We start from the raw sequence: 21,188 nt of genomic DNA on the forward strand, positions 1-21,188 counted from the left end.
CCGGTGAACATTATTAGTAAAGGGTGAGTATCAAGTGGCGGCAGCACCGCAGCAAGCAGCACCACAGGTGCCAAAGAAGAAATTCTTTACCGTTAAAACCTTGCTGATCATATTAATTATTTTGCTCTTTTTAACCGGGCTGGGCGTCGGGGGCTACATGTACCTGAAGGCCTCCCTGGCCGGCGCAAACAAAGCAGGCCCGGATCCGGAAAAACTGGTAACCTTCAGCATGGGCAGCCTGCTGGTGAACCTTGCTGATGCCGGCGGCAGCAACTTCATGCGACTCACCCCGGTGCTGGAATATGAAGCCAATAAAGAGAACAAAAAGCTGGGCGAGGAACTCTCGAAGAACAAAGTAGTTTTGCAAGACTGCATAATCCGGGTTATCCGCAAGAAGAAGCTGGCGGATGTGCAGCCGCCGGACAGCATTGATAAAGTGGCGGCAGAGTTGAAAGATGAGATTAACAAGAATCTCCATTACGGCCAGATTCACCGGGTGTATTTCTCGGAATATCTCACTCAGTAAGGGTGATGCAAGATGATGACGGAAAAAGAAATAGAGCAGTTTCTGAGTGAGCTTCAGGATACACCCGGCCGGGGGGAAGCGGCCGTCAGAAAGGTCCGCTTTTCTCCCCTGGATTCTTTAGCCCGGCCGGGCAGTGCTATTAAAACCGGCCTGGCCCATATTGAGGATGTAAAGGTGACCATCAGCGCCGAACTGGGCGAAAAGACCATGAAATTCCGTGAGGTGCTGAATCTGGATGTGGGTTCGGTGATTGACCTGGAAAAGTCTGCCGGCGACGCAATAAATGTTTACATTAATGAGGAAAAAACAGCCCTGGGGGAAATTATAGTTGTTAACGATAATTTTGCCGTCAGGATTAATAAAATCCTACCGCCAAAACGACTGGGCGAGAGAGTGAACCATGGACAGTGAAACCCTCTGGTTGTTTATCAAGTTAATTACCCTGCTGCCCCTGGTGCTGGTGTTGGCTTATTTGAGCATTAAGTATGGGTTGGCCCGCAACCGGGGCATCGCTGCCGGCGGCCGCCGCCTGCGGCTGGTGGAATACCTGCCCCTGGGCCCAAAAGGCGGGCTGGCCCTGGTGGAGCTGGCCGGCCGTTATTACCTGGTGGCTTACCAGGAAAAGGGTATTGCTTTGCTGAAAGAATTTGATGCTTTGCCCGACCCGGCAGAGGTACCGGCTGCCGGGCCGGGGAACGATTTTGCCAAAGTTTTGGCGCAGCAGTGGAAACAGTTGTCACAACAATACCTGCCCGGGCGGCACCGGCAGGAAAAAAGCAGGAGTGGGTGTCAGGCCAGTGATCAGGCTGATGAACAGTAACAGGTACAGCATCTTAATTTTGACAGCATGTTTATTGCTCATGTGGCCCGGCGGTGCGGCAGCCGAGCCCTTAATCCCGCTGCCTAACATTAACCTTAATATTGAAACCGCCAGCCAGCCGCAGCAGGTGGTGGACAGCGTTAAACTGCTGATTTTTTTAACCCTGCTGTCCCTGGTGCCGGCCTTTTTGATGATGCTGACCTCCTTTACCCGGATTATTGTGGTGCTGTCTTTTTTGCGCAGCGCCCTGGGTACCCAGCAGACACCGCCCAACCAGGTGTTGATCGGTCTGGCCCTTTTCCTGACGGTATTTATCATGGCGCCGGTGTACCAGGATATTAACCGTCAGGCTGTGCAACCTTATTTAGCCAACCAATTGACCTATGAACAGGCGGTGGATAAAGCAGCCGAACCACTGCGCAGCTTCATGTCCCGGCAGACCAGGGAAAAGGATTTGGGGCTGTTTCTTAGCTTGGCCAAAACCGAGAAGCCCAGAAACATCAGCGAAGTGCCCATGTCCGTGCTGGTACCGGCCTTTGTCATCAGCGAGCTGAAAACCGCTTTTCAAATTGGCTTCATCTTGTTTGTGCCTTTTCTCATCATCGATATGGTGGTGGCCAGTACCCTGATGTCCATGGGGATGTTTATGCTGCCGCCGGTGATGGTGTCTTTGCCCTTTAAGCTGCTGCTGTTTGTGATGGTGGACGGCTGGTACCTGGTGGTTAAATCCCTGGTTGAGAGTTTTCGCTAAGGGGTAGTTTGAATGACTTAAAACTTAGGTGCCAGGCGCCTGAGTTTTGTTAGGAGGGGCGGTAGTGACGCAGACATATGTATTGCACCTGGCCCGGGAAGCCCTGATGATGGTGGTAATTTTATCCCTGCCCGCCCTTGGGGTAGCCATGCTGGTGGGACTGGTGATCGGCATCCTGCAGGCCACCACCCAGATTCAAGAACAAACCCTGTCCTTTGTGCCTAAAATGGTGGCAGTTTTTGTTACCTTAATGATTGCTGCCGGCTGGCTGTTAAGTATTGCGGTAAAGTTTACCAGCCGCTTGTATGAGCAAATACCTAATCTGGTCCGCTAGGGGTGCAGGGTGTGCTGGATCTTGCTTACATTACGGTTTTTTTTCTGGTGTTGATACGCATGGCTTCCTTTGTCGCTTCCTGTGCCCTGTTTAGCTTGCCGGGCATCCCGGCCCTGGTAAAAGCCGGCCTGTCCTTTATTTTGGCGGCTCTTGTGACGCCGCTGGTAATGCCGGCTGTCACCGAACTGCCGCAGGGTGTCTGGGAGTTTGCCCTGGCTGTGCTTGGTGAAGCGGGTGTGGGGCTGGGCCTGGGCTTAGTGTGCACCTTGGTTTTTAACGCTGCCAGGATGGCCGGGCAGTTGCTGGACTTTCAAATCGGTTTTGCCATGTCGGCGGTTATGGATCCCTTAAGCGGCAGCATGAACACGCTGCTGTCCCGTTTTTTCTTTTTCCTGACCTTGGTTTTGTTTATGAACATGGACGGACACCATGCCTTGATCCGGGCACTGGTAAACAGTTACCGGTTGGTGCCGTTGACTTCCGCAGGCATTAACGGAGAAATAACGCTTCTTATGATACGAATTTTTACCGATACTTTTGCCCTGGCGGTGCAGATTTGTGCTCCGGTGGTGGCTGTTTTGGTGATAACCGACCTGGCTATGGGCCTGATCGGTAAAACAGCTCCCCAGTTAAATATTTTTCAACTGGGATTTCCTTTGAAAATAGCGGCGGGACTGTCGGTGCTGGCTGTTCTGCTGCCGGCTCTGACTTCCCTGTTTAAATATATGTTGGAAACCTTGCAGAAGGATTTGTTACTTTTTATGAAGGGGTTGGCCTGATGCCAGAGGGTTCGCAGGAAAAAACCGAACAGGCGACGCCCAGGCGGCTGCAGGAAGCCCGGCGGAAAGGTCAGGTGCCGAAAAGCGCCGACCTCAACGGGGCGGTCCTGCTGCTGGCGGCCGGGCTGTTTGCGCTGCTGGCCAAAGACAGCCTGCTTAACCAAACCCGGGCTTATTTTTACAGTTATTTCAACAGCTTTGTGCATCAGCAGCAGCCGGACAATTACCTTGTGCAGATACTGATAGATTTTGCCGTCAGTGTTTTTGCAGTGTTTATACCTTTCTTCTTGGTGCTGACGGTGGTGGCGCTGGGGGTTAACATGGCCCAGATCGGCCTGCTTGTGGCGCCGGAGGCCGTCAAGCCCCGCTTGGACAAGCTGAACCCCCTGAACGGGCTGAAAAACATGTTTAGCGGCCGCGCCATGTTTGAACTGGTTAAATCGATATTAAAAATTATTATAGTAGGTTGGACTGTTTATGCCGCAGTAAGGGGAGAATTGCCCAACCTGTTAGCCGTTTTTCACTTGCCGCCCTCTGCCCTGCTGAATCAGGTGCTTACGGTGGCCCTCAAAGTCATGTTGTGGGGAGCGGTTGTTTACCTGGGCATTGCCCTGCTGGACCTGCTTTACCAGCGGTATGCCTTTCAAAAGCAAATGCGCATGACCAAACAAGAGGTCAAGGATGAATATAAGCAAACCGAGGGGGATCCCCAGATTAAAGGCTGGCTGCGCCGGCGCCAGCGCCAGCTGCTGATGAACCTGGTGCGCAAGGAGGTTCCCCGGGCCACCGTAGTGGTAACCAACCCCACCCACTATGCGGTGGCCTTGAGATATGAACCGCCCATGGAGGCCCCGGTGGTGGTGGCCAAAGGCAGCGACCGGCTGGCCTTGCAAATCAAAGAGGTGGCCCGGCAGCATCAAGTACCGGTGGTTGAGAATGTTGAGGTGGCTCGTTTTTTATACGCCAGCGTAGAACCCGGTCAGGCCATTCCGGTGGAAATGTACCAGGCAGTGGCTGAAATCCTGGCGCTGGTGTACCGCTTAAAAAACAAGAAGGGTTTCTAGATGTTTCTGCCTGTCCACAAGGCTGCCTTTTCCGGCAGCCCGGCAGGCCACAGCCATACCATAATCCGGAGGTTATCGATAAGTGGCAGCACCGTCAACTCTGGCAGCCAATTTAAAACAGTACAGCGACCTGGTCATTGCCGGTTTAATCATCGGCATTGTGCTGCTGATTATTGTACCCTTACCACCCGGCATGCTGGATTTCTTTCTTATTCTCAGCATGTCGCTGGGGCTGGTGATCATGCTGATTACCATGTTCACCACTGAGCCACTGCAGTTTTCCATTTTCCCCTCGCTGCTGCTGGTAACCACGCTGTACCGGCTGGCTCTCAACATTTCTTCTACCCGCCTGATTTTGGGCGAAGGGGCTGCCGGTAAAGTGATTGAGGCCTTTGGCCAGTTTGTGGTGGGCGGCAACTATGTGGTGGGCGCAGTGGTTTTTATTATCATTACCGTAATCCAATTTGTGGTCATTACCAACGGTTCCGGCCGGGTGGCCGAAGTGGGCGCCCGCTTTACCCTGGACGCTATGCCTGGCAAGCAGATGAGCATTGACGCCGACCTTAACTCGGGTTTGATCACCGAGGACGAAGCCCGGGCCAAAAGGGAACGCCTGCAGCGAGAAGCAGATTTCTTTGGCGCCATGGACGGTGCCAGCAAATTTGTGCGGGGAGATGCCATTGCCGGCATCGTAATTCTAATTATCAATATTTTAGGCGGTTTTGTCATTGGCGTAGTTCAACTGGGACTGCCCATGGAAGAAGCATTGAAGCGGTTTACCATTTTAACCATTGGCGACGGCCTGGTGGCCCAGATACCTGCCCTGCTGATCTCTACCGCGGCGGGTATTCTGGTTACCCGGGCCACTTCAGAGGGTACTTTTGGCAAAGATATTGCTAAGCAATTTTTAAATTTTCCCAGGGTACTGCTGCTGGCAGGCGTTATTTTAGGCTTCATCGGTTTAATTCCCGCCATGCCCAACCTTTTATTCCTATCCATGGCCGCGGTGCTGCTTTATGCCGCAAAAACCGTCAGCCGGGAGAGAACCAGGCAGGCCTTGGCGGAACAGCAGGCCCAGGCCCTGCAGGCCCAGAAAATGCAAAAGCGGGAGCCGGAAAATGTTTTCAGCTACTTCCAGGTAGACCCGCTGGAAATAGAGATTGGCTATAACTTGATTGCTTTAACCGACGAGTCCCAGGGGGGCGACTTGTTGCAGCGGCTGGCCGCCGTGCGCCGGCAGTGTGCAGCGGAAATGGGCATCCTGGTGCGGCCCATCCGCATCCGCGATAACATGCAGTTATCCTATAATGCCTATGTTATTAAAATTCGCGGCGTGGAAGTGGCAAGCGGCGAGCTGATGCCGGGCCACCACCTGGCCATGGATCCCCTGGGACAGGAATTGCAATTTAACGGGATTCCCACCACCGAACCCACCTTTAACCTGCCGGCCTGGTGGGTTGCCGGGGCAGACCGGGAGTTGGTGGAATTGCATGGTTTTACGGTGGTAGATTGCTCCACCGTGCTGGTAACCCACCTGACCGAAATACTTAAGCAGCACGCTCACGAGTTGCTGGGCCGGCAAGAAGTGAAAGAGCTTATTGAAGTGGTTAAAGAAAAGAACCCGGCAGTGGTGGAAGAACTGGTGCCGGATATGCTTTCCCTGGGCGAGATTCAAAAGGTGCTGCAAAACCTGCTGAAAGAAAGGGTGCCCATCCGGGATTTGGTGACCGTTTTGGAAGCCCTGGCTGACGGTGCCCGGATCAATAAAGACCCGGATTACCTGACCGACTGTGCCCGCCAGAGCCTTTCACGCACCATTTGCCAGCGTTATACCGACGACCGGGGCAAACTGTCGGTGATTACCCTGCACCCCAGGCTGGAGCAAGCTGTCCAGGAGGCCATTCAGCCCACACAGTTCGGTGCTTACCCGGTGCTGGAGCCCCAATTGGTGAGAAAACTGCTGGACAAGTTGAACACGGTGGTGGAAGACGTTACCATGCGGGGCTTAAACCCGGTGGTGCTTTGTTCTCCCAGGGTGCGTTTGCCCTTCCGGCGGCTGATTGAGAGATACCTGCCTAACCTGGCTGTGCTTTCCTTAAATGAAATACCGGCCAACTTAGATGTGGAAGCCATTGGGACGGTGAGTATTGATTGAAGATAAAAAAATATACCGTCAACCGGATGCAAGAAGCCTTGCAGCTGATTAAACAGGATTTGGGCCCTGAGGCGGTGATAGTCAGCAGCTACAAAATTAACGGGCCTGGCTGGCTGGGTTGGCTGCGCAAAAAGCTGGAGGTAACCGCCGTGCTGGATGACACGCCGGTGCCGGAGCCCCCCAGTCTGCCGCCGGCCGAGGCGGCTGTGCAAGTGAAGGTTCAGCCGGATCCGCTGTCCCAGCCGCCCCAGCCCAACCTGCCGCCTGCTAATATGCTCGGCCACCAAACGGTAAGAAGCCGGCAGGCTGTTGCCTTTAACGGTGCTGTGGAACGGGTGCAGTTGCCGGAAACCCGTTTTCAACCGCTGTTGGATGAGGCGCTGCTGCAGCTGGCGGAATCAGACCTGGAAACGAAGGTGAAAGGCATGGAGCTTCGCAGCAAAAATAACATGTACCGGCGCTGGCTGGATAAGCTGCGGCAGATGGATGTGCAAGAGAATATTGCCCGGGTCCTGCTGGAAGCAGCCCTGCGGGAAGTGCGGGAGCAGGCCACCGATGATATGATAGAGTTATTATTAATCAACAAAACGGCAGAAGTATTAAAATCCGCTTACCGCGAGGCAGCGGATGCTCGTTTTATGACCTTTGTGGGGCAGCCCGGCGTAGGCAAAACCACCACGCTGGCTAAGCTGGCCACCCGCCTGAAACTGCTGCACAAGAAAAAAATTGCCCTGTTGACTGTTTATACCTACCGCTACGGCTGCCAGGATCCCCTGAAGGTTTACGGCGATACTTTGGATGTGCCGGTGGAAGTGGTGATGACGCCGGCTGAATTGCGTCAGGCCATTGACAGCCATGCCGATAAGGATCACCTGTTAATTGACACTGTGGGCCGGTCAGCCAAAAATACCGGTCAGGTGCTGGAATTAAAAGGTTTTTTAGAAGTGATACCCGGCCCGCACGATATTTTCCTGGTGCTTAATGCCAGCACCAAAGACCGGGATTTGTTTCGCACCATTAAGGAATTTCGCCTGGCCCACTTTAATAAATTTATCTTTACCAGGCTTGACGAAACGGAAACCCTGGGCTCCCTGCTCAACGTGGTGAGCCGCACCGGGCTGCCCATAGCCTATTACAGCGACGGGCAAAACATTCCCGATGACCTGGCCAGGGCACATCCCAAGAAATTGGCCAATTTGTTGTTCAGGAGCGCCGATGCGTATGCGGAGCCCCAACTTTAACTTTTTGCAGCCTGTCAGTCAGCCGGGCGATGCCGGGGCCAGGGTGATTGCCGTCACCAGCGGCAAGGGCGGCGTGGGCAAAACCAACCTGACGGTCAACCTGGCGGTGGGATTAAACCGCCGCGGTTACCGCACAGCCATTTTTGATGCTGACTTAGGCATGGCCAACGCCGAGGTGCTGCTGGGCATATCGCCGCGCTATACGCTTTATGATTACTTGTATAACGGCAAAAGCATGATCGAAATTATAGCGGTTGCCCCCGCCGGGGTGTCTGTTATTTCCGGCGGCTCCGGATTTGTGGAGCTGGCCAACCTGGACTACCAGGCGAGAAAAAGGCTGGGGCGGGGCCTGCAGGAGCTGGACCGCTGCTTTGATTTTGTGCTGGTGGATACCGGCGCCGGCATCTCCAAGACGGTACTGGGTTTTGTGGCCGCCGCCCAGGAAGCGCTGGTGGTGCTGACGCCCGAACCGACATCCCTGACGGATGCCTATGGGTTGATTAAAATACTGGCGAAATATAATGTGCACAACCAAATTATGGTGGTGGTAAACCGGGCCGGGGACGAAAAAGAGGCCTGGCGCACCTACCAAACGCTGCAAACCACCACCGAACGGTTTTTGCAAGTGCGGCTCATCAACCTGGGTTTCCTGCCGGATGACAAAACGGTGGTGCAGGCAGTTAAGCAGCAGCAGCCCTTTATTATGCAGGCACCGGCGGCACCGGCGGCCCAGCACCTGGTGCAGGTTGCCAACCGCTTGCTGGCGGGGCGGCAGGCCGAGTCCCCCGGGGGTCTGCAGAGTTTTTTCGGCAAGCTAATGCGTTTGTTTGGGTAAGGGAGCTGAGGGTGTGACAGTAGAAAAATTAAGGATCGGACAAAAGGTTACGGTTATTCCCACCGATCAAAACCAAAATTATTTCAGCACGGTTTACGATATTGACGACAGGGGCATTTATGTTCCTATTCCCTTTGCCGGCAACCATCCCCTGGTGTTGAGCCAGGGCCAGCGCGTACATGTCAAGTATATGGGCGAAGACAGCTCCTACATGTTTGTCACCGAAGCCATCGGCCGTAAAATTGAGCAGGACAAGCTGCCTATGTATATTTTCAAGCACCCGGCAGAAGCGGCCATTCAAAGAATTCAAATGCGTGAGTTTGTACGGGTGCCGGCCATGCTGGAAGTGCAGTACCTGACGCTGCCGGAAAAAGACCAGGGAAGCGTCAAGAAGGCATATACCGTTGATATCAGCGGCGGCGGCATGAAAATAGCAGTTAAGGAACCTGTGCCACAGGGCGCCGCTTTGCTTGTATGTTTTTCACTGTACATTAAAGCCAAAAAGAAGCAGCAGGAATTTCGGCTGCCGGCTGCGGCGGTGCGCTGCACGCTGGTTGATGACGAAGCCAGGGTGTATCATGTGGGCCTGAAATTTTTAGACATTACAAGGGCCCAGCAGGATTCAATCATGGCCTTTGTGTTTGAACGCATGGTGGATATTAAACGCAGACAGTAACTGGAAGTGGTTATTATGTCGGTTAACATAGCTTGGGAAAAGTATTTGGCAAGCAGGGACGAGGCAGCCCGGCGGCAGTTGATTCTGCATTACCTGCCTCTGGTAAAACACCTGGCCGGCCGGCTGGCTGTCAAACTGCCTGCTTTTATACCAAAGGAAGACCTGGAGGGTTACGGTGTCATTGGTTTGATGGAAGCCCTGGATAAGTTTGACCCGGCCATGGGCAGCAGTTTTGACACTTATGCCTACCACCGCATCCGGGGAGCCATGCTGGATGAGGTGCGCCGCCAAAACTGGTTGCCCCGGACCACCTGGCAAAAGTTTCAGGCTGTCAAGAGTACCCGGGAACGATTGGAGAGAGAGCAAGGCAAGGTGGTATCGGATGAGCTGCTGGCCAAAGAAATGGGCATCACCACAGAGGAACTGCACCGTCTGCTGGGGCATGGCAGCCGCATGTATTGGCAGTCTTTGGACGAGGAGCTGACCGGCCTGGACGGCAGTTCCGTCAGTAAACTGGATACCGTTGAAGACGCCGGCTCGCCGGATCCCTTGAGCATTGTGGAAGAAAAGGAAAACAAAAGGCTTTTAACGCTGGCCATAGAAAAACTGGGCCAGCGGGATAAGCTGATCCTGTCCCTGTACTACTGGGAAGGACTGACATTAAAGGAAATCGGCCGTGTGCTGGAGGTATCGGAATCCAGGGTTTGCCAGCTGCATGCCCAGGTCATGAAAAAACTGCGGCACACCCTGCAAGAGATGATCTGCTGTTAAAGGGAGGGAAAGTTATGCTGCGCGGTTTATATATAACCATGAACAGTTTGGATGTTCAGCAGGCAAAATTAAATAATATTTCCAACAACCTGGCCAACCTGGCCACTCCGGGTTATAAGAAGAGCAACCTGTTGGACAACCGCTTTGCGGAAAGCCTGCAGCTGGCCCTGGAAGCCAACGGCCCGGGCGGTAAGCGGCAGCCCGTGGGTGAGGGGAACCTGGGCAACCTGGTGACGCAGGTACAGATTGATTGGCAGCCCGGCCCCTTAACCGAAACCGGCCAGGCCACCGATTTGGCGCTGGAAGGCAAAGGTTTTTTTGTGGTTGAAAATGACAACGGTGAACAACTCTATACCCGCAACGGCTCCTTTGTGATAGACGCCGAAGGTAATTTGCGAACGGTTGAAGGGTACCTGGTGCTGGGCGAAGGGGGGCCCATTACTGTTGAAGACCGGGAGCACCTGGTTGTCCGGGAGGACGGTACCATTATGACAGGGGCAGGCCGGGAGGCCGAGGCGGTGGATAAGCTGCAGCTGGTTGAGTTTCCGGACACCGCCCGGCTGCAAAAGGCGGACGGCAACTACTTTACCGACCCGGACGGTACTGCCGAACCGGCTGCCGCCACCACTGTGGTGCAGGGCTGGCTGGAAAAATCCAACGTGGATCCGGTGCAGGCCATGATTGATATTATCCCGGTGGCACGCATTTATGAAGCCGGCCAGAAACTGGTGCAGGTCAACGACGACCTGTTGGATAAAGCCATTAACCAGGTGGCACGGGTTAAGTAATAAAAATTTAACAAGCAGGTGATAAAATGATTATCAAGACCCTGGCCAGCGGCGCCTCGGGCATGCGGGCGCACCAGTTAAAACTTGATACTATTGGCAATAACATTGCGAACATCAATACCACCGGCTATAAAAAAAGCAGAGTTAATTTTGCCGATATGGTCCAGCAGGCCCTGGGGGATGAAGGTATCCCGGCCGCGGCGGATCCCCGGCCGGCGGGCGGCTCGGGCGTCCGGACGGTTACCGTAGCCCGGCTGTTTGAACAGGGAGATTTGCTGCAAACCGGCCGCGAGCTTGATTTAGCCATCGAGGGGGAGGGCTTTTTCAAGGTGATGCCTGCCGACGGTGAGGATGACCGGGAATATTACACCAGGGACGGTTCCTTTTATATCACCACAATTGACGACGAGCCGGTGCTGGTTAATGCCGGCGGCTACAAGCTGGACTGGGACGGCCAGCTGGATCCGGAAACCTACAGCTCTTACCAAGTAAACGAAAAGGGTGAAGTTTACGGCCTTAAAAAGGACGGCACCATAGATAAAGACCCCATTGGCACCATCCAGCTTTATACCTTTGCGGCGCCGGCCAATTTAATGAGCAAGGGGAACAACCTGTACCTGCCCACGGCAGCCAGCGGCGAGGCCACAGCCGGTACGCCCGGGGAGGAGGGGGTTGGCTATCTGCGGTCGGGTTATTTGGAGCGCTCCAATGTAGACCTGGCGGTGGAAATGATCGGCATGATTGAGGCCCAGCGGGCCTATGCCGCCAACTCCCGCACCGTCCAGACAGCCGATGAAATGTGGGACAGGGCCAATAATTTGCGTAAATAAAGTAAACAGAGATTTTGCTTGATATCAGCCTTAAGGGGGGCAGACATGGAATTAGCAAAGGGAAATGCGGAAATCCAGGTAGGCATTGCTGATTACAAGGTAGCATCATCCCCCCAGCGCCTGATTACCCTGGGTCTGGGTTCCTGCGTGGGAGTGGCGCTGTACGATCCTGTTACCAAAATCGGGGGGCTTTTGCACATTATGCTTCCCGACAGCAGCCAATTTAACAACGTAACCAAACCGGCCAAATTTGCGGATACCGGCATACCGCTGATGATTGAGGAGATCAGGCGCCGGGGCGGCAGCCCCGGCCGGCTGACCGCCAAACTGGCGGGAGGGGCGCAAATGTTTTCCGGCCTGGATGAAAAATTTGTTTTAAACATCGGCCAGCGCAACGCCGCCAAGGTGCGCGAAATTTTAAGCAAACTGGGCATTCGCATTCTGGCCGAAGAACTGGGCGGCAACCGGGGCCGCACCATGATTTTTGATACTGCCACCGGGCAAGTTATTATTCGGACCATCGGCACGCCCAACAAGGTGATATAATATGACTGATTTTATTCGTTTCAAAGAAAAGATATATCATTCCTTCGGGCTGGATCTTAACAGTTACAAAGAAAACCAGTTAAAAAGACGGCTGGATAATTTATTGGCCCGCAAGCAGTACAGTGATTACCAGGCTTTTTATAACTACTTAACCAGCCAACCGCAGGCCTGGCATGAATTTTTAGATTACCTTACCATCAACGTGTCTGAATTCTTCCGGGACGTTAAAATGTTTCAAACCCTGGAAACTAAAGTTTTACCCGAGTTGATGCGGCAAAGGGGAAGTTTAAAAATCTGGAGTGCTGCCTGCTCCAACGGCTGCGAACCCTATAGCATTGCCATTATTCTGGAGGAAATATCCCCCGGCAAAAGGCATCACATTGATGCCACCGACATAGATAATACCATCCTGCGGGCGGCGGCAGCAGGTGTTTATAGCGGTGACGCCGTGCGCAATGTGCCAAAGGACCGGTTGATCAAATATTTTTCCCAGCAGCAGGGGAAATACCACATTGCCGGGTCGATAAAAGGCAAAGTTTCTTTTAAGCAGCATAACCTGCTGGCCGATAACTATCCCAGGGGTTATGATTTAATTGCCTGCCGCAATGTCACCATTTATTTTACCCGGGAAGCCCAGGACAAGGTAAACCAAAAGTTTGCCCAAAGTTTAAACCCCGGCGGTTATTTGTTTATAGGCGGCAGCGAAACCATTTTTAATTATGCCGACCTGGGCTTTGAAAAAGCCGCACCGTGTTTCTACCGAAAAAAATAACCCGGCTGACGGAGGCTGAAAGGATGGGATAAAATGGCCGAACACCGACTTTTAACCGAAACCCACTTGGACGTGCTGAAGGAAATCGGCAATATTGGTCTGGGCAATGCAGCTACCGCTCTGGCTACCATGGTTAATAAACGTATTGATATGGCCGTGCCCCGGAGCAGGTTTCTTTCCCTGGAAGAGGTAATGGAGCTGATCGGCGGGCTGGAAGAAATAGTTTGCTGTGTCAGCCTGCGGCTGGAAGGGGATGTGCCGGGCCAGATACTGTTTATTTTTAATCTGGAAAGCACGTTTAATCTGGTTGACATGCTGATGGGCATGGACAAGGGAACCACCCGGGAACTGGACGAAATGGGCGAATCGGTGGTGAAGGAAATCGGCAATGTATTAACCGGTTCTTTCCTCAGCGCCATCGGCACCATGACCGGCTTAACCATGATTCCCACCGTGCCTATGTTTGCCACCGATATGCTGGGGGCCGTGCTGAGCACTTCCCTGGTGGCCGGCGGTTATGTGGAAGATCATATTTTAACCATAGAAACCTTGCTGTTTGAAGACCAGGAGGAAATTAAGGGGCACTTCTTCTTATTTACCGACCAGAATTCACTGCAAACTCTGTTTAACTCTTTAGGATTAACACTTTAAGATTAGGGGGATTGGCTGATGAGCAAGCGTGTATTAATTGTGGACGATGCTGCTTTTATGCGCATGATGATTAAAAATATACTGACCAAAAACGGTTATGAAGTGGTGGGAGAAGCAGAAAACGGTGCGGTGGCCCTGCAAATGTATAAGGAGCTGAAACCGGACCTGGTGACCATGGACATTACCATGCCCGAAATGGACGGCATTCAAGGGGTTAAGGCCATCCGGGCGGTGGATCCCAATGCCAATATTATCATGTGCAGCGCCATGGGCCAGCAGTCTATGGTTATGGAAGCTATTCAGGCCGGCGCCAAAGACTTTATTGTTAAGCCTTTTCAGCAGGACCGCATTCTGCAGGCCGTTGAGCGGGTACTGTCCAGAGGATAAGGCGGCGATACCTGCTTTACGGGGGGTGTAGAGGTTGTCCAAGGATGTTCTCAGCCAGGGGGAGATAGATTCACTGTTGGCTGCTTTAATGGCAGGCGATGTGCCCCAGGAAGCCGTTGAAGCCAAAGAACATAAAAAATTAAAACTTTATGATTTTCGCCGGCCCAATAAATTTACCAAGGAACAGCTGCGCACCCTGCAGGTTTTGCACGAGGGCTATGCCCGGCTGCTGTCCAACTTTTTATCCGGTTACTTGAGGTCGACCATTACCATTGAAGTGGCTTCCATTGGGCAGTTTACATACGAGGAGTTTATTAATTCAGTGCCTACTCCCACGGTGATGACCATTTTCAGCCTGGCCCCCTTAAAGGGGACAGCCCTGATGGAAACCAACCTGCAGTTTTTGTTCCCGGTGATTGACCTGCAATTTGGGGGGCCCGGCGAAATGCCGCCCCGCGTCAGGGAACTGACTGACATTGAGCTTTCAGTGGCCAACCGGATTATTAAACGGCTGCTGGATCATTTAACCATTACCTGGAAAGATATTGTTAATATTGCCCCCAAGGTGGAATCCATCGACGCCAACCCGCACCTGCACCAGTTGATGTCGCCCAACGACATTGTGGCGGTGATAACCTTTTCCGCCGGTGTGGGCGAGGAAGTGCGGGGGCTGATTAACCTATGCCTGCCCTACAGCCTGCTGGATTCTGTGCTGTCGCGGTTTTCCATGGCCAACCAGTTTGTGCGGGAGACCGAGCAGGAAGAACAGGACCTGCGGGCGCTGGAATACTGGCTGGCGGAATCCGACGTGGAGATCAGTGTGGTGGCAGGCCATGCTGACATCAGCGTGAGGGAGTTTCTGCAGCTGCAGGTGGGGGATGTACTGCCCTTAAACCGGGGCTATACCCAAGATCTTGATTTGTATGTGGATGATGAGCTTAAATATAAAGTCCAAGTGGGAACGGTAGGCCAGAGCCTAGCGGTTCAGGTAACCTCACTGGCCGAGGAGGCGTGGGAAATTGTCTAAGCTTTTAAGCCAGGAAGAAATTGACGCATTAATGAGGGCCCAGGCCATGGGCGACAGCCCGGCACCTGTGCCGGACAGTGAAACGGCGGCAGACGGCGGCTTGCCGCAGGAACCGGCCGCCGCTGCGGCGCAGCCGGCGGGAGAACTGCCCCAGATGGATTTATCCCTTTTAATGACCCCGGAAGAAATGGATGCCCTGGGGGAGATCGGCAATATTTCCATGGGTTCTGCTTCTACCACCCTGTCGGAATTATTGAGCCAGCGGGTCAGTATTACCAGCCCCCGGGTAAAAATAATGACCAAGAAAGAACTCTTTGATTCTTTTTCAGTTCCTTACCTGGTCATTAAAGTTGATTTCAGCGAAGGGTTGAACGGCTATAATTTACTGGTGATCCGCTTGCAGGATGCTGCCACCATGGCCAGCTTGATGATGGGCGGCGACGGCACCCCCATGTCGGAGGAAATTTCTGACATGGAAATCAGTGCGGCTGCCGAAGCCATGAACATGATGATCGGCACCGCTGCCACCTCTTTATCCCAGATGTTTCACCGGCCCATTAACATTTCACCGCCGGAGACCAATTTGCTGAAAAGCAAGGAAGATCCCCTGGCCCAGCCGCCGCAGGCCATTGAGGACGTTATTGTGGTGGTTTCCTTTGATATGAAGATCGGCGACCTGGTTGATACCGACATCATGCAGATAATGAGTGTGGAAACAGCCAGGGAAGAAGCCAACCTCTTATTAAAAGATATTATGGGTTTGCCGGATACGCCGTCGCAAACAAACTTTGCTGAGGCACCGGCGGATCCGTTGCCCTCTTCGCCGGGCCTGCCAAGCTCCCAGGAGCTGGCTGAACCGGCAGGTCGGCCGGTTCAGCCAAGCAGCCCGCCGCCCGCCGCTGCAGCGGCGGCACCGCCGCCGGCAGCCGCCGCTGTTCAGCCGGCTTATCAGTCCTCAACCCTGGGATCGTTGGAACAGCGCAATCTGGATTTAATTCTGGATATTCCCCTGCGGGTTAGCGTGGTGCTGGGCCGGACCCGGCGACCCATTAAGGATGTGCTGAAAATGGCTCCCGGCTCAGTGGTGGAGCTGGACGCTCTGGCGGATGAACCGGTGGAAATACTGGTTAACGGCACCCTGGTGGCCACCGGGGAAGTGGTGGTGGTCAACGAAAATTTTGGCGTCCGCATTACCAACATTATCAGCCCTCTGGAGCGGGTCCAGCGGCTGGGCGGCAAAAAATTCTAAAGCCAAGTCGCGCAAGATAAACAGTAAGAAGATTGATGATCCCCTGTCAGCTTTTTGTTGAAGCACCGGTCACAGCACTTGCTGAGCGAAAGGAGCCATGGCGGTGACGCCCACAGGAGGTGGGCGCCACCACCATGGCGACCGCTGACCGGAGCTTAAGGGGATTATAAACCGCAGTTAATGTTTGGCGACACCTATGGTGAGGGCATTAATCCCTCACCTCTTAATTTAGCTTTTAATCCGGTTGTCAAGCAAGCAGGACAGCCAGCTGGTATTGCCCGTCCTCTACCGCCTTGAGGGCGGCTGCCGGATCCTGAGTGTAAGTCACTGTTGCCGACCTGTCCTGGGGGCTGAGGTTTAAGATGCCGCCCAGCACCTCTTGCTCCAGCAGGGCCCGGCTTGGCTCGGCTTCCGGGGCAACCTGCGGCCCCAGGCTGCTGCTGTCCTTCAGGGTGTTGATAAAGACGCAGTCTCCCCCGGCGTATACGGACAGCACCGGCCGCCGGCTGCCGTCGGCCCGCCGCCCCAGGGCGGCCATTCTGTTTAATAAAATATCCAGGTTATGATAGTCCTGGAGCAAAATAAAATCCTCCTGCATGAAGTTTTTGGCCAGTCTGTCCAGCAACGACAGGGGATGCAAGCTGCACTGCCTGATTAAAGCCACCTTAGTCATCCGTAGGCACCTCCGCTTGTTTTTCTATTGGCTTAATGCGGGTCCAGCGGTGGCTGTCCCGCTGCCGGTATTTTTCCATCATGTCCTGAAAGGCCTTGTCCAGGTCAATCTGCAGTGAATTGGCAAAACAACCTACAATGAATAATATATCTGCCAGCTCCAGGGCGAGGTTTCCTGCCGGTTCCCCTGGTTTTTTGGGTTTTTGGCCGTACAGGTGGTTAACCTCCCGGGCCAGCTCACCCACTTCTTCGGTTAAACGGGCCAGCATGGACAGGGGATGCCAGTAACCCTCCTCGAACTGGCTGATCCACCGGTGTACGTCCTGCTGCATATCTTTGAGGCTCACACAACCACTCCCTATGTAAATGCTTCCACAGGTACATTATACCATCCCATACCTAATATTGTTACCCCTGGCGTCTTTTTCATGTGCTGCTGGCATAAAGCAGCGGGTACCTCAGTATGATGATAGAAAGAACTTAGCCAGGGGGGATATTTTGTGCTGATACCCAGACAGATTTTTTTTAACAGGCGCCGGCTGGTTCCGCTGGCAGCTGCAGCTGCCCTGGTGCTTGCCTTTATTTTTTGGCTGGGCCGGTTATTTTCCGGCACCGCTCAGGCCGACCAGGAGAAAATTTTTATCACCGCCCTGGATAATACCCTGGCCAGCCGCAGTTTTCGTTTTGCTGTAGAAACAAAGCTCTTAGGGGAACACGAATTTTACAGCAAGCTGGAAGGGGAACGGGTGCTGCCGGATAAGGTGCATATTAAAGGGACTGTTTTGCAAACACCGGTGGAATTTACGCAGGTACAGGACAATACCTACATGAAAGACCCTTTTTCCGGTAAATGGCTGATGTTAAAGGATATTAAAATGTCCCAAACGGAACTGTTTTTTGCCGAGTTAAACCCCCTGGCGTATTTTAATTTTAAGGATATACCGCAGCTGGTACTGCAGGGGGAAGAAAAGGCGGCCGGCTACAAGTGCCTGGTTTTTGAGTTGAAGCCAAATTTGGAAAATATTTTTTTAGAAGATCAGTTTAACGACTATACCTATCAAGTGTGGGTGGATAAACAAGACCTGGTCATCCGCCAGGCTCTTATCCGGGCCAACCGGGCAGATACCGGCAGCCGCGGTCTGGAAATGAGCATTAAGCTCTGGGATTATAACCGGCAGCTGCAGGTAGAGGTGCCGGAGGAAATCCGGCCCAACTAGCCGTTTGCCGCAGACTTGTCAACAGTTTTTGCCGTTTCTTGCTGAAACGGCATTTTTTACGGTCAGACGGGAAAATCTATACCAGAGAACTTCAAACTCAACTATTGACGAAAAAAAGGTTTTTTTGTTATGCTCATTTGGTAGGCAAAGACTGGCAAGGAGTGAAAACAATGCATCCCCATGTGGAAAAAATACTGTTAAACGAACAGCAAATCCAGGAACGGGTCAAACAGTTAGGTCAGCAAATTACCGCAGACTACCAGGGCGAGAGCATCCTGATGGTGGGCATTTTAAAGGGAGCCATGATTTTTCTGGCGGACCTGGTGCGCAACATTGAAATACCCACTTTTTTTGATTTTATGGCGGTGTCCAGCTACGGGGCGGGCACAGTTTCTTCCGGCGTGGTTCGTATTTTAAAGGACCTGGACAAGAGTGTGGAAGGCAAACACGTTATTATTGTGGAGGATATTGTTGATACCGGGCTTACCCTGCAGTACCTGCTGGAGAATATGAAGTCCCGCGGGCCGGCCAGCCTGAAGGTTTGCACCCTGCTGGACAAGCCGGATCGCCGTAAAGTTGACATTCCCATAGATTACAACGGTTTCCGCATACCTGATGAGTTTGTGGTGGGCTACGGTCTGGATTTTAATGAGCGGTACCGCAACCTGCCTTATATTGCGGTGCTGAAACCGGAAATTTATAAAGGTTAAAGTTTTTACTGAACGGAGGAGTTGTAAATGTCCTTTGCCGAGCAGGAGCTTATCCTGGTGCTGGATTTCGGCGGCCAGTACACCCAGCTGATTGCCCGCCGCATCCGGGACTGCCGTGTTTATTGTGAGATTGAACCTTACAACGTGTCCCTTGATAAAATAAAAGCCCTAAATCCCCGGGGCATTGTTTTCTCCGGCGGCCCTGCCAGTGTCTATTTGCCCGACGCCCCCAAGGTGGATCCGGCTGTTTATGAGCTGGGCATCCCGGTGCTGGGTATTTGCTACGGCATGCAGTTAATGACCCAGCAACTGAAGGGGAAAGTGGTGGCTGCCGAGCAGCATGAGTACGGACGCACCAGAATGCAGGTAATGCAGTGCGATAATATTTTGAAAAACCTTACCGCCGATGAAGAATGCTGGATGAGCCACGGCGACCGGGTAGAAGAAGCGCCGCCGGGCTTTCAGGTAATTGCCAGGACTGACAAGGCACCGGTGGCAGCCATGGCCAACCCGGACAAGAAGCTGTATGCGGTTCAGTTTCACCCCGAGGTGGTTCACACCCCCAAGGGTACGGAAATTCTCAAGAGCTTTTTGTTTGACATTTGCGGCTGCAGCGGCGCCTGGAACATGGGTTCATTCCTGGAGGAGGCGGTTCGGGAGGTTAAGCAAAAGGTGGGCAACCGCCAGGTTTTGTGTGCCTTGAGCGGCGGCGTGGATTCTTCCGTGGCGGCGGTGCTGGTGCACCGGGCGGTAGGTGACCGGCTCACCTGTGTGTTTGTAGATCACGGTTTATTAAGAAAGAACGAAGCACAGCAGGTGGTAGAAACCTTCCGCAACCGGTTTAACATCAAACTGGTGCATGTGGACGCTTCGGAACGTTTCTTAGAGAAACTAAAGGGTATTACCGATCCCGAACAAAAGCGTAAAATCATTGGTGCCGAGTTTATCCGGGTGTTTGAGGAAGAAGCCAGGAAACTGGGCGATATTGATTTTCTGGTACAGGGCACCCTGTACCCGGATGTGGTGGAAAGCGGCACCGCCACAGCGGCCGTCATTAAATCCCACCATAATGTGGGGGGCCTGCCGGAAGATATGCAGTTTGAACTGATTGAACCCCTGCGCTGGCTGTTTAAGGATGAAGTGCGCCGGTTAGGCGAAGAACTGGGCCTGCCGGAAGAAATTGTCTGGCGCCAGCCTTTCCCCGGCCCCGGTTTAGCGGTCAGGATACTGGGTGAAATCACCAGGGAAAAACTGGCCATATTGCGCGAGGCAGATTTTGTGGTGACCGATGAAATTAAAAAGGCCGGCTTGGCCAGGGAAATCTGGCAATACTTTGCGGTGTTGCCGGACATGCGCAGCGTCGGTGTCATGGGTGACGGGCGTACTTACGCTTATGCTGTGGTGGTGCGGGCGGTTTACAGCCATGACGGCATGACCGCCGACTGGGCCCGCATCCCCCATGAGGTGCTGGCCAACATTTCTACCCGCCTGGTCAACGAGGTGGCAGAGGTTAACCGGGTGGTGTACGACATTACTTCCAAACCGCCGGGTACTATTGAGTGGGAATAGTAAAAGAAAAACCCTGCAAGATTCTATATTATAGGGCTTGCAGGGATTAATTTTATACTGTCCATTTGAAGCCCTACCTCCAATTCATAGAGCATGACAGTTGCCTGGCATAACCGGAAGTGGTCATTAAGCGGTGTTCAATAATAGCAAAGAACCAACGAATGGCTGATGCACTTTTTGGAAAATACGGATTAGTCTTTCTCTACGCCTGATTTCCAATTTAAGCGGGAACCTTTTGACGGGCTTATTAAGTTGAGGTTAGCTAGCAATAAAAAAGAAGGTATTTATTCGACAACATCTGATCTTTGTTTACAAAGGAAATATTAAATTTTGCGTAGAATATAACCCACAGTCGGATAATTAATTAATTAAGAAGCAGATTTGTCTTTTTTTGGAACATTTTTACCATTATAGAACACCGAAAATAAAAGGCAATGCAAAATTGATTTATTATAGAACGGATTATAACGGATAATATATGGTATGGATTTTGCTATAAATTTCAACGAACTTGTCTCCGAGCCGTTAGATCTAAAGCATAAGCCATGATCTCCCGGCCGTTAGGGTTCACCGGGAAACCGGTGGGCCTCCCGTGAGGAAAGGAGTACGGTAAATACTTGGCTAACAAGGCCAGGGTCTGCCTGCTTCTTTGCGGAGACTCTGGTTTTTATTTTTTAACAAGATAAATCTGAATTGTGAGCTCCGAGCTTGGTAGTCTAAGGCAGTGCTATGACGGCCAAGCCGATAGGGTTTAATGGGAAACCATTAAGCCTCCCGTGTGGAAAGGAGTATAGTAGTAAACCTTGGGGGTAGAATGC

At 52.8% G+C, this 21,188-nt stretch carries 25 protein-coding genes and 2 riboswitches; of the genes, 23 read left to right on the forward strand and 2 right to left on the reverse strand.

Annotated elements, in window-relative coordinates; all coding sequences use genetic code 11:
- The first annotated feature begins 34 nt into the window (after positions 1 to 34).
- From DESHY_RS11750 to fliY, 20 genes are all read left to right on the forward strand, one after another.
- Positions 35 to 526 carry a flagellar basal body-associated FliL family protein gene (locus tag DESHY_RS11750; RefSeq protein WP_008413039.1) on the forward strand — a complete coding sequence of 164 codons (492 nt, stop codon included), beginning with the start codon at positions 35 to 37 and terminating at the stop codon, positions 524 to 526.
- Between the two features lie 12 nt (positions 527 to 538).
- Positions 539 to 937, forward strand: a complete 399-nt coding sequence (locus DESHY_RS11755) for a FliM/FliN family flagellar motor switch protein (protein ID WP_008413040.1) — start codon at positions 539 to 541, stop codon at positions 935 to 937.
- On the forward strand, positions 927 to 1,346 hold the full coding sequence (fliO, locus tag DESHY_RS11760) for a flagellar biosynthetic protein FliO (protein WP_008413042.1): 420 nt from the start codon (positions 927 to 929) through the stop codon (positions 1,344 to 1,346). The genes DESHY_RS11755 and fliO overlap by 11 nt, the downstream gene beginning before the upstream one ends.
- A complete protein-coding gene (gene fliP / locus DESHY_RS11765) occupies positions 1,336 to 2,097 on the forward strand; it encodes a flagellar type III secretion system pore protein FliP (RefSeq protein WP_048818103.1) in 762 nt (253 codons plus the stop codon). Before fliO ends, fliP begins: the two co-directional genes overlap by 11 nt.
- 64 nt (positions 2,098 to 2,161) lie before the next feature.
- Positions 2,162 to 2,431, forward strand: a complete 270-nt coding sequence (fliQ, locus tag DESHY_RS11770; RefSeq protein WP_008413045.1) for a flagellar biosynthesis protein FliQ — start codon at positions 2,162 to 2,164, stop codon at positions 2,429 to 2,431.
- 11 nt (positions 2,432 to 2,442) lie between these two features.
- The gene (gene fliR / locus DESHY_RS11775) at positions 2,443 to 3,210 is read left to right on the forward strand and encodes a flagellar biosynthetic protein FliR (protein WP_048818104.1); all 768 of its coding nucleotides are present in this window, start codon (positions 2,443 to 2,445) and stop codon (positions 3,208 to 3,210) included.
- On the forward strand, positions 3,210 to 4,274 hold the full coding sequence (gene flhB / locus DESHY_RS11780; RefSeq protein WP_008413048.1) for a flagellar biosynthesis protein FlhB: 1,065 nt from the start codon (positions 3,210 to 3,212) through the stop codon (positions 4,272 to 4,274). The genes fliR and flhB overlap by 1 nt, the downstream gene beginning before the upstream one ends.
- An 82-nt stretch (positions 4,275 to 4,356) precedes the next feature.
- On the forward strand, positions 4,357 to 6,429 hold the full coding sequence (gene flhA, locus DESHY_RS11785; protein ID WP_008413050.1) for a flagellar biosynthesis protein FlhA: 2,073 nt from the start codon (positions 4,357 to 4,359) through the stop codon (positions 6,427 to 6,429).
- A complete protein-coding gene (gene flhF, locus DESHY_RS11790; protein ID WP_008413052.1) occupies positions 6,426 to 7,670 on the forward strand; it encodes a flagellar biosynthesis GTPase FlhF in 1,245 nt (414 codons plus the stop codon). Before flhA ends, flhF begins: the two co-directional genes overlap by 4 nt.
- A complete protein-coding gene (locus DESHY_RS11795) occupies positions 7,651 to 8,505 on the forward strand; it encodes a MinD/ParA family protein (RefSeq protein ID WP_048818105.1) in 855 nt (284 codons plus the stop codon). The genes flhF and DESHY_RS11795 overlap by 20 nt, the downstream gene beginning before the upstream one ends.
- A gap of 13 nt (positions 8,506 to 8,518) precedes the next feature.
- A complete protein-coding gene (locus DESHY_RS11800; protein WP_048818106.1) occupies positions 8,519 to 9,181 on the forward strand; it encodes a flagellar brake protein in 663 nt (220 codons plus the stop codon).
- A 15-nt stretch (positions 9,182 to 9,196) separates the two neighbouring features.
- Positions 9,197 to 9,952: a FliA/WhiG family RNA polymerase sigma factor gene (locus tag DESHY_RS11805; RefSeq protein ID WP_048818107.1), complete on the forward strand. Its 756-nt coding sequence runs from the start codon at positions 9,197 to 9,199 to the stop codon at positions 9,950 to 9,952.
- A 14-nt stretch (positions 9,953 to 9,966) separates the two neighbouring features.
- Complete coding sequence (gene flgF, locus DESHY_RS11810; RefSeq protein ID WP_008413059.1) at positions 9,967 to 10,740, forward strand: flagellar basal-body rod protein FlgF; 774 nt, start codon at positions 9,967 to 9,969, stop codon at positions 10,738 to 10,740.
- A 26-nt stretch (positions 10,741 to 10,766) separates the two neighbouring features.
- Positions 10,767 to 11,570, forward strand: a complete 804-nt coding sequence (locus tag DESHY_RS11815) for a flagellar hook-basal body protein (RefSeq protein WP_008413061.1) — start codon at positions 10,767 to 10,769, stop codon at positions 11,568 to 11,570.
- A gap of 45 nt (positions 11,571 to 11,615) precedes the next feature.
- Complete coding sequence (locus DESHY_RS11820) at positions 11,616 to 12,116, forward strand: chemotaxis protein CheD (RefSeq protein WP_008413063.1); 501 nt, start codon at positions 11,616 to 11,618, stop codon at positions 12,114 to 12,116.
- Between the two features lies 1 nt (position 12,117).
- Entirely contained in the window at positions 12,118 to 12,888 is a 771-nt protein-coding gene (locus DESHY_RS11825; protein WP_008413064.1) for a CheR family methyltransferase, read from the forward strand.
- Between the two features lie 33 nt (positions 12,889 to 12,921).
- On the forward strand, positions 12,922 to 13,539 hold the full coding sequence (locus tag DESHY_RS11830; RefSeq protein ID WP_008413066.1) for a chemotaxis protein CheC: 618 nt from the start codon (positions 12,922 to 12,924) through the stop codon (positions 13,537 to 13,539).
- Between the two features lie 18 nt (positions 13,540 to 13,557).
- Entirely contained in the window at positions 13,558 to 13,926 is a 369-nt protein-coding gene (locus DESHY_RS11835; protein ID WP_008413068.1) for a response regulator, read from the forward strand.
- Between the two features lie 34 nt (positions 13,927 to 13,960).
- The gene (fliM, locus tag DESHY_RS11840) at positions 13,961 to 14,953 is read left to right on the forward strand and encodes a flagellar motor switch protein FliM (RefSeq protein ID WP_008413069.1); all 993 of its coding nucleotides are present in this window, start codon (positions 13,961 to 13,963) and stop codon (positions 14,951 to 14,953) included.
- Positions 14,946 to 16,202, forward strand: a complete 1,257-nt coding sequence (gene fliY / locus DESHY_RS11845; protein WP_008413070.1) for a flagellar motor switch phosphatase FliY — start codon at positions 14,946 to 14,948, stop codon at positions 16,200 to 16,202. The genes fliM and fliY overlap by 8 nt, the downstream gene beginning before the upstream one ends.
- Positions 16,203 to 16,449: 247 nt before the next feature.
- On the opposite strand, the gene DESHY_RS11850 is transcribed toward fliY, so the two are convergent.
- Together DESHY_RS11850 and DESHY_RS11855 are read right to left on the reverse strand one after the other, a co-directional pair.
- Entirely contained in the window at positions 16,450 to 16,875 is a 426-nt protein-coding gene (locus DESHY_RS11850; protein ID WP_008413071.1) for a hypothetical protein, read from the reverse strand.
- Positions 16,868 to 17,221, reverse strand: a complete 354-nt coding sequence (locus DESHY_RS11855; RefSeq protein ID WP_008413072.1) for a nucleotide pyrophosphohydrolase — start codon at positions 17,219 to 17,221, stop codon at positions 16,868 to 16,870. Before DESHY_RS11855 ends, DESHY_RS11850 begins: the two co-directional genes overlap by 8 nt.
- Before the next feature lie 153 nt (positions 17,222 to 17,374).
- Between DESHY_RS11855 and DESHY_RS11860 the strand changes: the two genes are divergently transcribed.
- The 3 genes from DESHY_RS11860 (at position 17,375) to guaA (ending at position 20,370) form a co-directional block, all read left to right on the forward strand.
- Positions 17,375 to 18,091 (forward strand): hypothetical protein, encoded by a 717-nt coding sequence (locus tag DESHY_RS11860; RefSeq protein WP_008413073.1) that lies wholly within the window; start codon positions 17,375 to 17,377, stop codon positions 18,089 to 18,091.
- Between the two features lie 170 nt (positions 18,092 to 18,261).
- On the forward strand, positions 18,262 to 18,801 hold the full coding sequence (gene hpt / locus DESHY_RS11865; RefSeq protein ID WP_008413074.1) for a hypoxanthine phosphoribosyltransferase: 540 nt from the start codon (positions 18,262 to 18,264) through the stop codon (positions 18,799 to 18,801).
- Positions 18,802 to 18,828: 27 nt separating this feature from the next.
- Positions 18,829 to 20,370 carry a glutamine-hydrolyzing GMP synthase gene (gene guaA / locus DESHY_RS11870; protein ID WP_008413075.1) on the forward strand — a complete coding sequence of 514 codons (1,542 nt, stop codon included), beginning with the start codon at positions 18,829 to 18,831 and terminating at the stop codon, positions 20,368 to 20,370.
- 503 nt (positions 20,371 to 20,873) lie between these two features.
- Positions 20,874 to 20,991, forward strand: a riboswitch (molybdenum cofactor riboswitch).
- Between the two features lie 67 nt (positions 20,992 to 21,058).
- Positions 21,059 to 21,175, forward strand: a riboswitch (molybdenum cofactor riboswitch).
- The last annotated feature ends 13 nt before the right edge of the window (positions 21,176 to 21,188 follow it).

This window comes from Desulforamulus hydrothermalis Lam5 = DSM 18033 (genome assembly GCF_000315365.1).
Classification (GTDB): domain Bacteria; phylum Bacillota; class Desulfotomaculia; order Desulfotomaculales; family Desulfotomaculaceae; genus Desulfotomaculum; species Desulfotomaculum hydrothermale.

Coding starts and splice junctions, on each gene's coding strand:
- DESHY_RS11805 (WP_048818107.1), top strand. CDS start 9,197: ATGTCGGTTAACATAGCTTGGGAAAAGTATTTGGCAAGCAGGGACGAG.
- DESHY_RS11835 (WP_008413068.1), top strand. CDS start 13,558: ATGAGCAAGCGTGTATTAATTGTGGACGATGCTGCTTTTATGCGCATG.
- DESHY_RS11850 (WP_008413071.1), bottom strand. CDS start 16,875: ATGACTAAGGTGGCTTTAATCAGGCAGTGCAGCTTGCATCCCCTGTCG.
- DESHY_RS11825 (WP_008413064.1), top strand. CDS start 12,118: ATGACTGATTTTATTCGTTTCAAAGAAAAGATATATCATTCCTTCGGG.
- guaA (WP_008413075.1), top strand. CDS start 18,829: ATGTCCTTTGCCGAGCAGGAGCTTATCCTGGTGCTGGATTTCGGCGGC.
- DESHY_RS11830 (WP_008413066.1), top strand. CDS start 12,922: ATGGCCGAACACCGACTTTTAACCGAAACCCACTTGGACGTGCTGAAG.
- DESHY_RS11820 (WP_008413063.1), top strand. CDS start 11,616: ATGGAATTAGCAAAGGGAAATGCGGAAATCCAGGTAGGCATTGCTGAT.
- flhB (WP_008413048.1), top strand. CDS start 3,210: ATGCCAGAGGGTTCGCAGGAAAAAACCGAACAGGCGACGCCCAGGCGG.
- DESHY_RS11815 (WP_008413061.1), top strand. CDS start 10,767: ATGATTATCAAGACCCTGGCCAGCGGCGCCTCGGGCATGCGGGCGCAC.
- DESHY_RS11795 (WP_048818105.1), top strand. CDS start 7,651: ATGCGGAGCCCCAACTTTAACTTTTTGCAGCCTGTCAGTCAGCCGGGC.
- hpt (WP_008413074.1), top strand. CDS start 18,262: ATGCATCCCCATGTGGAAAAAATACTGTTAAACGAACAGCAAATCCAG.
- DESHY_RS11755 (WP_008413040.1), top strand. CDS start 539: ATGATGACGGAAAAAGAAATAGAGCAGTTTCTGAGTGAGCTTCAGGAT.
- flgF (WP_008413059.1), top strand. CDS start 9,967: ATGCTGCGCGGTTTATATATAACCATGAACAGTTTGGATGTTCAGCAG.
- fliP (WP_048818103.1), top strand. CDS start 1,336: ATGAACAGTAACAGGTACAGCATCTTAATTTTGACAGCATGTTTATTG.
- fliO (WP_008413042.1), top strand. CDS start 927: ATGGACAGTGAAACCCTCTGGTTGTTTATCAAGTTAATTACCCTGCTG.